Genomic DNA, 12813 nt, shown 5'->3' on the forward strand with positions numbered 1-12813 from the left:
CGTACGGTGTGCGGTGGGCAGGGAACCCGCGCAGGCCGCCCTCGGACGTGACGAAACGGTGAGGACCCCCTGTCACCATAGGTGATGCCCCTCGCCTCCCGGGGCTCGGCAGTGTAGACATGGCACATGGTCCGACTCCTGGGTCGATCCGCGACTCGATCGCCCCTGCGGCCCGGCGCTGCGCCGTCGGCACAACAGCGGCGGGAGGCGGGCCCGGCGCGGTGGCAACCGGCGGCGGGGCTGCGGTCGATGCTGGGCGGACGCAGCGTCGCCGGACAGGTGTTCCTGCTCGTCGTGGTGATCGTGCTGTTGCTCGTCGTGGCGGCCGTCGTGGCGTTGGTGCTGCAGGTGCGGCACGACACCACACAGGAGGCCCGCAACCGTTCGCTCGCGGTCGCGGAGACCTTCGCGAACGCGCCGGGCACCGTCGAGGCGCTGCAGAGCCCTGATCCCACCGCCGTCCTCCAGCCGCGCGCCGAAGCCGCCCGTGAGCGGTCGAAAGTCGACTTCATCGTCGTCATGAACACCGACGGCATCCGCTACACCCACCCCAAACCGGACCGCATCGGGAAGAAGTTCGTCGGTACGATCGCCCCGGCGCTCGCCGGGAAGTCCTTCACCGAGGAGATCGACGGCACCATCGGCCCGCTCGTCCAGGCCGTCGTGCCGGTGAAGGACCAGAACGGCAGGGTCGTGGGCCTGGTCTCGGCGGGGATCACCACCAAGAACGTCGGCGGGACCGCCGACCGCCAGCTGCCGCTCGTGCTCTCGGCCGCAGCCGCGGCGCTCGCGCTGGCAACCGCGGGCGCCGCGTTGGTGAGCAGGCGGCTGCTGCGCCAGACCCACGGTCTCGGGCCGCACGAGATGACCCGGATGTACGAACACCACGACGCCGTGCTGCACGCCGTGCGCGAGGGCGTGCTCATCGTCGACGACGGGGGCACCCTGCTGCTCGCCAACGACGAGGCGCACCGGCTGCTGGGGCTGCCCGACGACGCGGAGGGCCGGCACGTGCTGAGTCTGGACCTGGACCCGGGCATCGCCGACCTGCTGGCCTCGGGGCGGGTCGCCACGGACGAGGTGCACCTGGTCGGGGACCGGCTCCTGGCCCTCAACCAGCGGACCACGGACCGTGCGGGTGTCCCGCCGGGCAGCGTCGCCACCCTGCGCGACTCCACGGAGCTGCGGGCCCTGTCCGGGCGGGCCGAGACCGCGCGGGAGCGGCTCAACATGCTGTATGACGCCGGGGTGGGCATCGGGACGAGCCTGGACGTGACCCGTACGGCCGAGGAGCTCGCCGAGCTGGCCGTGCCCCGGTTCGCCGACTTCGTCACCGTGGACCTCTTCGACGCCGTACTGGGCGGCGGACAGCCGAACGCGGCGGCGACGCTCAGCCGGACGGCGGTGAGCGGGATCCGCAAGGACGCGCCGCTGTACCCGACCGGCGAGCGGATCAGGTTCGTCGACTCCTCACCGCAGGGCCGCAGCCTCGCCACCGGCGGCCCGGTCCTGGAGCCACGGCTGAGCCAGGCCCCCGGCTGGCAGGCGCAGGACGTTGAGCGCTCCGCGCAGATCCTCACGTACGGCATCCACTCGCTGATCACCGTGCCGCTGCGGGCCGGTGCCCTGGTGCTCGGCGTGGTCAGCTTCTGGCGTTACGAGAAGCAGGAGCCCTTCGACACGGACGAGCTGGCCCTGGCGGAGGAACTGGTGGCGCGGGCCGCCGTGTCCATCGACAACGCGCGCCGCTACACCCGCGAGCACAGCATGGCGGTGACGCTGCAGCGCAGCCTGCTGCCCCGCAACCTTCCCGAGCAGGGCGCCCTGGAGATCGCCTACCGCTATCTTCCCGCGCAGGCCGGGGTGGGCGGCGACTGGTTCGACGTGCTGCCGCTGTCGGGCGCCAGGGTGGCGCTCGTCGTCGGGGACGTCGTCGGACACGGGCTGCACGCCGCGGCCACGATGGGCCGGCTGCGCACGGCGGTGCACAACTTCTCCGCCCTCGACCTGCCTCCCGAGGAACTCATCGCCCTGCTGGACGAGTTGGTCGGCCGTATCGACCAGGACGAGACGGAGGAGGACGGCAGCGCCCCGGTCACCGGCGCGACCTGCTTGTACGCCGTCTACGACCCGGTCTCCGGGCGCTGCACCGTCGCGCGGGCCGGGCACCCCCCGCCGGCGCTGATCCACCCGGACGGCAGCGTGGAGTTCCCCGAGGTGCCCGCCGGTCCCCCGCTGGGCCTCGGTGGTCTGCCGTTCGAGACGGCGGAGCTGGAGCTGGCGGAGGGCAGCCGGCTCGTCCTCTACACCGACGGGCTCGTCGAGGACCGGGAGCGGGACATCGACGTGGGCCTGGAGATGCTGCGCGAGGCGCTCGGCCGGGCCGGGCAGTCGCCGGAGGACACCTGCCGGGTCGTGCTCGACTCGCAGCTGACGGCCCGTTCCAGCGACGACATCGCGCTGCTCGTCGCGCGCACCCGGGCGCTGGCCGCCGACCAGGTCGCCGAGTGGCCGGTGCCGGCCGACCCCGCCGCCGTGGGCGAGGTGCGGGCGGCGGTCAGCAGGCAGCTGGCCGAGTGGGGCCTGGAGGATCTGACGTTCAGCACGGAGCTGATCCTGAGCGAGCTGGTCACCAACGCGCTCCGGTACGGCGATGGACCGATACGTGTGCGAGTGCTGCGCGAACGCAACCTGATCTGCGAGGTGTTCGACAGCAGCAGCACCTCACCGCACCTGCGGTACGCGACGATGACGGACGAGGGCGGGCGCGGTCTCTTCCTCGTCGCACAGCTCGCGGAGCGCTGGGGGACGCGCTATCTGCCCGCGGGGAAGGTGATCTGGGCGGAGCAGCCCCTGCCGTGAACCCGGCCCATGAGCACGGCCGTGGCACGGGGACGGGACCGGCCATAAGCGCTACCAGGGACTTCCCATAAAGTAGCCTTATGAGCTCATAGACCGGACCCTCGTACCGGGTTAGGCATGCCTTAGTTTAGGCTTCCCCTCGAGATCGCTTGTCGCCGCTCGAAGGGAACCTGACCATGCCCCGCCCCCTGCGGGTCGCCATCGTCGGATCCGGCCCCGCCGGGATCTACGCCGCCGACGCCCTGCTCAAGTCCGAGGTGGCCGCCGAACCCGGTGTGTCCATCGACATCTTCGAGCGGATGCCGGCGCCGTTCGGACTGATCCGCTACGGCGTCGCCCCCGACCACCCGCGGATCAAGGGCATCATCACCGCCCTGCACCAGGTGCTCGACAAGCCGCAGATCCGGCTCTTCGGCAACGTGGACTACGGCACCGACATCGGCCTGGACGATCTGCGCGCGTTCTACGACGGTGTGATCTTCGCCACCGGCGCGACGGCAGACCGGGCGCTCTCCCTGCCGGGCATCGACCTCGACGGCTCGTACGGCGCCGCGGACTTCGTGTCCTGGTACGACGGCCACCCGGACGTGCCGCGCACCTGGCCGCTGGAGGCGGAGAAGGTCGCCGTACTCGGCGTCGGCAACGTCGCTCTCGACATCGCGCGCGTCCTGGCGAAGACGGCGGACGAGCTGTTGCCGACCGAGATTCCGGCGAACGTCTACGAGGGTCTGAAGGCCAACCGGGCCAAGGAGATCCACGTGTTCGGCCGCCGCGGCCCGGCGCAGGCGAAGTTCAGCCCGATGGAGCTGCGGGAGCTGGACCACTCCCCCAACATCGAGGTCATCGTCGACCCCGAGGACATCGACTACGACGAGGGCTCGATCGCCACACGGCGGGGCAACAAGCAGGCCGACATGGTGGCCAAGACCCTGGAGAACTGGGCGATACGCGACGTCGGCGACCGGCCCCACAAGCTCTTCCTGCACTTCTTCGAATCGCCGGTCGAGGTCCTCGGCGAGGACGGCAGGGTCGTGGGTCTGCGCACCGAGCGCACGGAACTCGACGGCACCGGCAACGTCAAGGGCACCGGCACGTTCCACACCTGGGACGTCGGCGCCGTGTACCGCGCGGTGGGCTACCTGTCCGACAAACTCCCCAAGCTGCCCTGGGACTTGGACTCCGGCACCGTTCCGGACGAGGGCGGCCGGGTCATGCAGGAGTCGGGCGAGCACCTGCAGTCCACGTACGTCACCGGCTGGATCCGGCGCGGCCCCATCGGTCTCATCGGGCACACCAAGGGCGACGCCAACGAGACGGTGGCGAACCTGCTGGACGACTACCGCAACGACCGGCTGCACACGCCCGCGACGCCCGGCCCCGAGGCCGTGGACGCGTTCCTCGCCGAGCGCGGCATCCGCTTCACCACCTGGGACGGCTGGTACCAGCTGGACGCCGCGGAGAAGGCTCTGGGCGAGCCCGAGGGCCGCGAGCGCGTGAAGATCGTCGAGCGCGAGGACATGCTCCGGGCCAGCGGCGCCTGACGCTTGGCCCTGACGTTTTACCTCCCGCCGGGCGGGTTCGGTGGCAATGTCACCGGACCCGCCCTTCTGCGTACTTGAAGCGTGTACGATCCAGATGCTTCACCGAACCATCACATCGCCTTCACCTGAAGGCCATGCAGGGGGGACGAAACGTCCATGCGCATACGCCTTGTCACCACCGCGGCCCTCGCCGCCGGGGCCCTGGCCGCCCTGTCGGCGGTCCCGGCCCAGGCCGCCGAGTACGACTCCGCGCTGAAGATCCGCGGGATCCAGTACGACGCTCCCGGCAGCGACTCGAACCGCTGCTCCGGAGGGAACACCAAGGACGAGTACCTGACCATCGAGAACTACTCGCGTTCCACGACGGTGAACCTCAAGGGGTACGTCGTGAAGGACGCCGCGGGCAACAAGTTCACCTTCACCGCGAGCCACACCCTCCAGCCCGGCGACTACGTGAAGCTGCGCGGCGGCAACGGGGCCGACTCCGACGCGAACAACGTCGTCTATCGCGACAACTGCAACTTCATGTGGAACAACGACAAGGACACCATCTACGTGTACAAGCCGTCGGGCAGCCGCGCCGACGTGCACTCGTACACGAAGAGCGGCTCCGACGCGGACGGCAACGGGTACATCACGTACCACGGTTGATCCCTTCGCCAATCCGGCGCCGGCCCTCTGTGTCAGGGGGCCGGCAGCCAGCGGTCGAGGTAGGCCCGCAGGCCGGCGAGGTCGGTGCCCCGGCTCACGTAACCCACGTATCCGTCCGGCCGTACGAGAGCGTGGGTGACGCCCGGCCAGGGGCTGCGCGGGCCCAGGTGCTGAACGTCCAGCAGATCGCGCCGTCCGCCCGGGGGCAGGTCCTCCGGGCGGTGTCCACCGGGGCCGGTGAGCAGCAGGTGGTAGCCGGGCCCGGCGACGCGTCGCTGGAGGCCGGCCGGGGCGTCGGGCAGCCGGTCGCCGGCGCGTGGGCCCCGGCGCGGGCGGTGCGGAGCGCTGACGGTCAGGGGGCCGCGGCGGTAGTGGATGCCGAGTTCGGAGACCGTGCGGAACAGGCGGGCCCGGGCGCGGGTCGCGTGCAGGAGCAGCGGGGCCGCGTGCGGTGCGAAAGCCGTGCGGGCCAGCCGCAGGACAGGGTTGCTGCTCGTACCGGCGGTGAAGGCACGGTCGGTGAGGCGGCGTACGCCGTGTCCGACCGGGGCGCGCTCTGCCTCGTACGTCTCCAGCAGTTCCTCCGGCGCCGCGCCGCGGCAGACGTGGGCGAGTTTCCAGCCCAGGTTGAGCGCGTCCTGGATGCCGGTGTTCATGCCCTGTCCCCCGGCCGGGCTGTGGATGTGGGCCGCGTCGCCGGCGAGGAAGAACGGCCCCCTGCGGTAGCGGGTGGCACCACGGTTGTGGATGCGGAAGCTTGTCATCCAGACCGGATCGCGCAGGGACACCTCGCCGGGACTCCAGTCGTCGGCGATCCGCTGGAGAAGGTCCAGTGTCACCTCGTCATCGGGTGCGCCCGGCGGGTGCATCGCGATCATCCGCCAGGTGGCCGGAGTGCCGAGCGGGAAGAAGAACAGCAGCCCGGCCCCGCTCATGTACGTGTGCGCGGCGCCCGGTTCGATCCCGTCGGCCTCCAGATCCGCCAGCAGGAACGTCTGAGGGTAGGCGTGTCCCTCGAAGCCGATGCCCGCCAGGGAGCGCACGGTGCTGTGTGCGCCGTCGCAGCCGACGACGTGGCGTGCCCGCACGGTCTCCTCGGTGCCGTCCCGGTGTCGCAGGCGGCAGGTGACGTACGCGCCCTCCGGTTCGGCGCCCAGCAGTTCCGTGCCCCGCTCCACCGTCACGTCCCGCGCGGCCAGATGAGCCGTCAGCGTCGCTTCCGTCTCCGACTGGGGGAGGAAGAGCAGAAAGGGGTACGGCGTGTCGTCGCAGCCCACGTCGAACAGCGGGACGTGCAGCACCCGCCGGGGCAGGTGCAGGTGCAGCCCCACCGCCGCGTTGCCCCGGTCGACGAGGTCGTCCGTCACGCCGAACGCGGACAGCATCTCCAGGGTGCGGGGCTGGATCGCCGGGGCGCGTGACTCCCGGGCGCGGTCCAGTGAGCGGTCGACGATGCGGAACGGGGTTTCGTACGCGCGCAGTTGGGTCGCGAGTGCGAGTCCGGTGGGGCCCGCTCCCACCACGAGCACGTCCAGGGGTGCCGTCATGGCTCATACCGTAGACGCGGCCGGTGGTGCGCGGGTGTCGCCGTTGCGGCGTGCCGGGGCCCTCCGCGGCGCGTGCGTGGCGGAGGGCTCCCGTCCGGTGTACTGGCTCAGACCTCCATGTCGGCTTCGATGCGGCGCAGCTGGTGGCGGGCCATCGCGAGGTTGGCCCGGCTCCCGTCGAGCACGAGGTAGAGGAAGAGTCCGCTGCCTCCGCGGCCCTTCAGGAGGCGGATGAGGTGGTACTGGGTGTTCAGGGTGATGAGGATGTCCTCGATCTCCTCCTTGAGTCCCAGGTGCTCCATGGTGCGCAGCTTGGACCGTACGACGTCGGTGTTGCCCGCGGCGGCGACTTCCAGGTTGAAGTCCTTGCCACCGCCGAGGGTGCCGAGGGCCATGCCGCTGGTGTAGTCGACGAGGGCCACGGCCGTCGCTCCGTCGATGGAGCTCAGGCATTCCTTCAGCGCGGTCTCCGTGTTGGCCATGCGCTCGGTTCCTTTCTTCGGGTCTGCTACTTCGGTGGGTCGGAAGGTTCGGGGTGGGTTCAGATGCCGGTCTGGGGACGCTGCTGGTGCGTGGGCCGCTGTGGTGTGCGGACCGGGAGGGTGCCGATGGGACGGTCCGCGGCCGGGGGCACCGTGGCGAGGTGCTCCTCGGGCACCGGCCGGTCGGCGTGGCGGCCGGTGCCGGGGCCGACCCGCGTGGCCAGCAGGTCGGCGATCCGGGCGCCGCTGCGCCGGCCTTCGAGGTGGAGACGGCCGACGTTGACGCGGTCCTCGGCGAGGAGTGTGAGGACGGCGGTCGTTCCGGCGGCATAGGTCGCGACGTAGCCCCTTGAGCCCCGCACCAGCAGTTCGCGGAAGTCGCCGCGGGCGGCCGCGTCCGTCATGCGGTAGGCGACGCCGAGGGCGGCGGCGGTGAGCGCCGCGAGGCCCTCCGGTTCGGCGTCCGGCACGTCGTGGGCGAGGACGAGTCCGTCGACAGTGGCCGCCAGGGATCCTGTCAGCCGGGGTATGCGGGTGCGCAGCCGACGCAGTTCGTCCAGGACGTCGGTCTCGACGGCCATGAGCATTCTCCTTTCGGCACGCTGTCTTCGCGCGCGGATCACAGTGCCTCCAAGGCGTGCAGGAGCCGTCGCAGCAGTGCGGTCTCGGGCTCGTCCGGTGCGGTGGGACGAGGAGGGGGGCCCGGTTCGGCGGACACGGGAGCGGGGGCGGAGGCGGGGGCCTCGACCGGGGTTGGGGAAGGGGTCGAGGCCGGGACGGGAACGCGGGGGGCTACGGGAGCCACCAGTCCGGCGGCGGCGAGGCGGCGGAGTTCGACGAGGGTGTGGAAAGTGCGGCAGGCCAGGGCCGTGGCGATCTGGGCTGCGGTGCGGACGCCGTCGACCTGGGCGAGGGTCCGGCCGCGGCGGGCCGGCAGATCGGCTGCGCCCGAGCCGGGCACGCGGGCGAGGGGCGCACGGTCGACGGCGGGTTCGGGCCATATGCGGTGCAGCAGTTCGCGGCGGCGTCTGGACTCACGCAGGACGGTGTCCACCGGGACGGAACGGACCGCACCTAGCCAGTGCGCGGCTCCGGGCCTGAACCGGAGGACCGGTCCGTCGTGGGCGAGGACGAAGTACGCCGCGTCGAAGAGGGCGCCCAGGTGGCACAGTTCCAGGGCGCCGGCGGCGAGGTGCCCGCTGTCCACCAGTTGCCGCCCGACGCGGCAGCGGCGTCCGGCCTGGTCGATCGCCTCCCACCAGCCGTCCGGGGCGAGCGCACCGCTGTGGGTGAGCAGGTCGCCGAGGTCCGCTGTGACGGCGGATTCGACGTGGACGACGCGGCCCGCGGCGAGGTAGACGATTCCCGACGCGGTGGACAGGGCGCCGGTCGCACCCTGTGCGGCCAGTGTGCCCAGCTGGGCCGAGGCGGGCTCGTCCGTGCGCAGGGCCCGGGTCGGTGCGGTCATCCGAGTACCAGCCGGTCCGTCATCTCGGCCAGCCGGATGCGGGCCAGGGCCAGGTTCCCCTCGCTGCGGTCGAGCCACAGGTGCACGAACACGGTGCTGTCGAAGGTCGTCGTGACGAACCTGAGCAGGTGGTACGAGTCGGCGTTCGTGATGATCAGGTCCTCTACGGGGGGCTCCTTGCCGGTCGGCCCGTCGGCGCCACCGGGGTCACCGGTGTCACGGCCGGACGGCGCGATCGCGTCGTCACCGGACGGTCCGCCCGGGGCCTTGCCGGTCAGGGCGAGGGCGCCGCTCTCGGTGGCGAGACGGGCGAGTTCGGCGGTTTCCGCCGCCGTCGCCTCGACATCACCACCGGGTGCGTCACCCACCGCGCCCAGCGCAAGACCACTGATCCAGTCGACCACCGACGCCCCTCGAGCACCTGGCAAGCGCATGGCTTCCAGCAGACTCTCGTCGATTCCGGGCACGCCGAATCCCCTCCCCCTGCACGGCAGTTCCCGCGAACGTGAGCACGACACTACGGAATGTGCTCGGCGCAGGTGAGCGCTTTGGCATTTTCCAAATGAATGTGCAGTGGAGCGGGCACGGGCGCGATGAGATCGATCCAAAGTGAGCAGGACCGGTCCTGTTGTGGTGCGATACCGCATCGATGTGGACCGCGGATGCGCGGCGGGCCGCGGCCCGGTACGGGCACTCTCCGGCAACGTTCCCCACGCCTGCGAAGGGCCCGGGATGGAACAGCCGGCACCGCCCGCCGCGTCACGATCGCCGACGTCGCGCGGCACGCCCAGGTGTCCACGACCACGGTGTCCAAGGTGCTCGCAACGCCTACGGCGCGAGTCCCGAGATGCGCGCGAAGGTGCGCCGGGCGATCGACGAGCCGGGGTACCGGCCGCTCGCGACCCCGGCAAGGTGTTCGCCCTCACCCTGCCCCTGGCACGGGCCGCCGAGGGCTACAAGGTCGAGGCGGGTGACCTGTCGCTGCGTCATGGCAGCGTCTGCTCCGCCCAGATGACCTTTCCGTCGCTCGTGTGCCGGGCACCCCAGCTCTGGCACGTCTGGGCCACGAGGAGCAGGCCGCGGCCGCCCTCGTCGTAGGTGCGGGCCCGCCGCATGTGCGGGGCGGTGGTACTGCCGTCCGACACCTCGCAGATGAGGGAACGGTCGTAGATCAGCCTCAGTTCGATGGGAGGGTCGGCGTGCCGGATGGCGTTGGTGACCAGCTCGCTGACCACCAGCTCGGTGACGAACGCGTACGCGTCGAGGCCCCATTCGGCCAGTTGCCGGCAGGCGTTCTTGCGTGCCACGGAGACCGCGGCCGTATCGGGTGGCACGTCCCAGGACGCCACGTGGAAGGTGTCCAGGGCACGGGTGCGGGCCACGAGCAGGGCCACGTCGTCGGCCGGCCTCTCCGTGAGCATGGTCCGCAGCACCGCGTCGCAGGTGCCCTCCAGAGAGGTGCCGGAGCTTCGCAGCGTGCGGAGCAAGGTGTCCATGCCTTCGTCGATGTCACGGGACCCCGCCTCGACGAGGCCGTCGGTGTACAGCGCCAGCACGCTCCCCTTGGGCAGCTCCCGTTCGACGGCCTCGAACGGCAGACCACCGAGGCCCAGGGGAAGTCCCGCGGGGACGTCGAGGAACTCCACCCGCCCGTCCGGGGTGAGGAGCGCCGGGACGGGATGCCCCGCGCGTGCCAGGGAGCAGCTCCGGGAGACCGGGTCGTAGACGGCGTACAGGCAGGTGGCCCCGATGTCGCCGGTGCCGTCGGCCCCGGCGGCCAGGTGACCGACCAGGTCGTCCAGGTGGGTGAGCAGCTCGTCGGGCGGAAGGTCGACGTCTGCCAGGGTCGGGACTGTAAGACGTTCGGTGTAACTCCCGATCATGGAAGATGCATCGATGACCAGTGAGAACGTGACCGATCCCAAGTCTGTCGAGTCGGCAGAGGCGGTGTCGGCGAAGGCCGTGGACGACCAGTTGATCGACGAGCTGGTGCACCGGGCCCAGGCCGAGGGCCTGCAGCTGACAGGCGAGGGCGGGCTGCTGCAGCAACTGACCAAGCGGCTGCTGGAGTCCGCCCTGGAGGGCGAGATCACCGACCACCTCGGCAATGACAAGCACGATGCGGCCGGCAAGAACGGCGGCAACTCCCGCAACGGCAAACGCTCCAAGACCGTGCTGACCGGCGTGGGCCCGGTGGAGATAACCGTGCCCGCGACCGCGACGGCTCCTTCGAACCGAAGATCGTCAAGAAGCGGCAGAAGCGCCTGACCGGCGTCGACGAGATGGTCATCTCACTCGCCGCGAAGGGCCTGACCACCGGCGAGGTTCAGGCCCACCTGGCCGAGGTCTATGGAGCCGAGGTCTCCCGCCAGACCATCTCCACCATCACCGACAAGGTGCTCGAGGGCATGGCCGAATGGCAGGGCCGCCCGCTCGACGCCGTCTATCCGGTGGTCTTCATCGACGCCATCCACGTGAAGATCCGCGACGGTGCGGTCGCCAACCGGCCCATCTATGTCGCCCTGGCCGTCACCGCCGAGGGCCGACGGGAGGTCCTGGGGTTATGGGCCGGCGACGGCGGCGAGGGCGCCAAGCACTGGCTGCACATCCTCACGGAGATCAAGAACCGCGGCGTCAGCGACGTGCTCATGCTGGTCTGCGACGGGCTCAAGGGCCTGCCCGAGGCGGTGGAGACCGTCTGGCCCCGGACGATCGTGCAGACCTGTGTCGTGCATCTGCTGCGGAACTCCTTCCGCTATGCCGCCCGCCAGGACTGGGACAAGATCGCCAAGCTTCTCAAGCCCGTCTACACCGCTCCCACCGAAGAGGCCGCCCTGGACCGGTTCGCCGAGTTCGCCGATGCCTGGGGCCGAAAGTATCCGGCGATCGTGAAACTGTGGGAGAACGCCTGGGAGGAGTTCACCCCATTCCTGCGGTTCGACACCGAGATCCGCCGCATCGTCTGCACGACGAACGCGATCGAGTCGGTGAATGCCCGTATCCGCCGGGCGGTCAAGGCCCGCGGACACTTCCCCAACGAGCAGGCCGCCCTGAAATGCGTCTACATGGCGATCATGTCCCTCGACCCCACCGGCAAGGGACAGGCCCGCTGGACCATGCGCTGGAAGACCGCACTCAACGCCTTCGACATCACCTTCGACGGCCGCCTCTCCGCAGCCCGTCAGTAACTCCAACAACCCCAGTTACACCGCTCGTTTGACAGACCCTCTCGCGGCTCTGCCCGGCTCACTCGTCATGAGGACCGCAGCTCAGGGGCCCCAGACTGCGTCTACGGCTGTCGGCTGCGAGCGGGAGACCTCACCCCCCTCACGGCCGGAGACGTGTTCGACGCCTACTGCACCGACATCGACTCCCGTGACCCCATCTCACGGGGAGCACCACGTCAGGAAAATCCAGTACGGGTGGCGAGGCTCTGACCCGTACCGTAGGCCCACAAAAGTCCAGTTCAAGGACGGCGAACTGACCCACATCCTGCCGAATGCTGCACTACAGCCCTTTAACGGACAGCCCTTTAACGGACAGTCCTTTTTCGGACAGTCCTTATCGAGGCTATTGACTGCCACCCATTCCCTCACCCAAGATCATTACGAAAACTCCCACTGGGGGAGTTAGGGGAGGAATACCGTGAGGATATCCGGCAGATCGATCGTTCTCGGCTTTGTGAGCGTGGCACTCGCAGCATTTAGCTTAGCTACACCGGCGGCCGCAGACGCCTCTCAGGCCGCCACCGTTACGGCGACCGGCACTGTCGTCGCCGCGGATGGTTCCAAGATCGGCCAGGTCACCTTCCATAAGCGTGGTGACGGGACCAAGCCGCCCGCAGAGCTGGGTAACCCCTCAAAATGGGGTGCGATGGTGATAAACATAGACAATTCTCCTTCTGCGGCGCAGGGCTGCATCGGTGCCAGTGGCGGAAATTGGTGCTACGGCTACGAGCTGACCACCGACGGTAAGTACTGCTACTCGAACTACTACCACGGCACTAAAATGCACCATTCCTCGGTCAAGATTGGCGCATTGAAGGGGAGCGCTTACGCGGCCGCTGGCAAAACCTCCTATGCCAACCGGACAGGGGGCGGTGCCTACACCTGTGAAACCTTCTACAGTCTTGATGAGTAGATTCTGATCCCCGCATGACGCGGTCACCCTTTCGCTAAAGGGTAGGTTGGTGCGCCACTCGGGTCTGTTCCGTCGGCTGCGCAGTATCCGAGTGGCGCCACCTCCTACTTTTGAGTTAATCA

10 protein-coding genes and 3 pseudogenes are annotated in these 12813 nt (G+C 69.9%); 6 read left to right on the plus strand and 7 right to left on the minus strand.

Translation table 11 applies throughout. The features are described 5' to 3' along the window. Window positions 1–126: 126 nt before the first annotated feature. The 3 genes from AB0937_RS13985 (at window position 127) to AB0937_RS13995 (ending at window position 5054) form a co-directional block, all read left to right on the plus strand. The gene (locus tag AB0937_RS13985; protein ID WP_366711715.1) at window positions 127–2862 is read left to right on the plus strand and encodes a SpoIIE family protein phosphatase; all 2736 of its coding nucleotides are present in this window, start codon (window positions 127–129) and stop codon (window positions 2860–2862) included. Window positions 2863–3038: 176 nt separating this feature from the next. Further along, on the plus strand, window positions 3039–4403 hold the full coding sequence (locus AB0937_RS13990) for an FAD-dependent oxidoreductase (protein WP_366711716.1): 1365 nt from the start codon (window positions 3039–3041) through the stop codon (window positions 4401–4403). Window positions 4404–4559: 156 nt separating this feature from the next. Then, window positions 4560–5054 carry a lamin tail domain-containing protein gene (locus AB0937_RS13995; RefSeq protein WP_366711717.1) on the plus strand — a complete coding sequence of 165 codons (495 nt, stop codon included), beginning with the start codon at window positions 4560–4562 and terminating at the stop codon, window positions 5052–5054. A 32-nt stretch (window positions 5055–5086) separates the two neighbouring features. Here AB0937_RS13995 and AB0937_RS14000 read toward each other — a convergent pair whose 3' ends face one another. From AB0937_RS14000 to AB0937_RS14020, 5 genes are all read right to left on the minus strand, one after another. Beyond that, window positions 5087–6601, minus strand: a complete 1515-nt coding sequence (locus tag AB0937_RS14000) for an FAD-dependent monooxygenase (protein ID WP_366711719.1) — start codon at window positions 6599–6601, stop codon at window positions 5087–5089. Window positions 6602–6708: 107 nt separating this feature from the next. After that, complete coding sequence (locus AB0937_RS14005; protein WP_366711720.1) at window positions 6709–7083, minus strand: hypothetical protein; 375 nt, start codon at window positions 7081–7083, stop codon at window positions 6709–6711. 59 nt (window positions 7084–7142) lie between these two features. Next, on the minus strand, window positions 7143–7664 hold the full coding sequence (locus AB0937_RS14010; protein WP_366711722.1) for a roadblock/LC7 domain-containing protein: 522 nt from the start codon (window positions 7662–7664) through the stop codon (window positions 7143–7145). 38 nt (window positions 7665–7702) lie between these two features. After that, entirely contained in the window at window positions 7703–8551 is an 849-nt protein-coding gene (locus tag AB0937_RS14015) for a hypothetical protein (RefSeq protein ID WP_366711724.1), read from the minus strand. After that, window positions 8548–9018 carry a hypothetical protein gene (locus AB0937_RS14020; protein ID WP_366711725.1) on the minus strand — a complete coding sequence of 157 codons (471 nt, stop codon included), beginning with the start codon at window positions 9016–9018 and terminating at the stop codon, window positions 8548–8550. The genes AB0937_RS14015 and AB0937_RS14020 overlap by 4 nt, the downstream gene beginning before the upstream one ends. Window positions 9019–9213: 195 nt before the next feature. On the opposite strand from AB0937_RS14020, the pseudogene AB0937_RS14025 reads away from it, so the two are divergent. After that, window positions 9214–9351 (plus strand): annotated as a pseudogene (locus AB0937_RS14025) (LacI family transcriptional regulator); the annotation flags it as partial. Between the two features lie 28 nt (window positions 9352–9379). Here the strand turns inward: AB0937_RS14025 and AB0937_RS14030 are convergent. Further along, on the minus strand, window positions 9380–9541 hold the full coding sequence (locus tag AB0937_RS14030) for a hypothetical protein (RefSeq protein ID WP_366711879.1): 162 nt from the start codon (window positions 9539–9541) through the stop codon (window positions 9380–9382). Then, window positions 9538–10404: pseudogene (locus AB0937_RS14035) on the minus strand (ATP-binding SpoIIE family protein phosphatase); the annotation flags it as partial. The pseudogene AB0937_RS14035 and the gene AB0937_RS14030, both read right to left, overlap by 4 nt. Before the next feature lie 43 nt (window positions 10405–10447). On the opposite strand from AB0937_RS14035, the pseudogene AB0937_RS14040 reads away from it, so the two are divergent. After that, window positions 10448–11739, plus strand: a pseudogene (locus AB0937_RS14040) (IS256 family transposase). A 457-nt stretch (window positions 11740–12196) separates the two neighbouring features. Next, a complete protein-coding gene (locus AB0937_RS14045; RefSeq protein ID WP_366711726.1) occupies window positions 12197–12691 on the plus strand; it encodes a lactococcin 972 family bacteriocin in 495 nt (164 codons plus the stop codon). Window positions 12692–12813 lie beyond the last annotated feature (122 nt).

It is taken from the genome of Streptomyces sp. NPDC047880, assembly GCF_040706515.1.
Classification (GTDB): domain Bacteria; phylum Actinomycetota; class Actinomycetes; order Streptomycetales; family Streptomycetaceae; genus Streptomyces.

Bases quoted from the DNA above. Each gene is read 5' to 3' on its own strand.
- AB0937_RS14010 (WP_366711722.1), bottom strand. From the start codon at position 7,664: ATGGCCGTCGAGACCGACGTCCTGGACGAACTGCGTCGGCTGCGCACC.
- AB0937_RS14000 (WP_366711719.1), bottom strand. From the start codon at position 6,601: ATGACGGCACCCCTGGACGTGCTCGTGGTGGGAGCGGGCCCCACCGGA.
- AB0937_RS14015 (WP_366711724.1), bottom strand. From the start codon at position 8,551: ATGACCGCACCGACCCGGGCCCTGCGCACGGACGAGCCCGCCTCGGCC.
- AB0937_RS13995 (WP_366711717.1), top strand. From the start codon at position 4,560: ATGCGCATACGCCTTGTCACCACCGCGGCCCTCGCCGCCGGGGCCCTG.
- AB0937_RS13985 (WP_366711715.1), top strand. From the start codon at position 127: ATGGTCCGACTCCTGGGTCGATCCGCGACTCGATCGCCCCTGCGGCCC.
- AB0937_RS14005 (WP_366711720.1), bottom strand. From the start codon at position 7,083: ATGGCCAACACGGAGACCGCGCTGAAGGAATGCCTGAGCTCCATCGAC.
- AB0937_RS14030 (WP_366711879.1), bottom strand. From the start codon at position 9,541: ATGACGCAGCGACAGGTCACCCGCCTCGACCTTGTAGCCCTCGGCGGC.
- AB0937_RS13990 (WP_366711716.1), top strand. From the start codon at position 3,039: ATGCCCCGCCCCCTGCGGGTCGCCATCGTCGGATCCGGCCCCGCCGGG.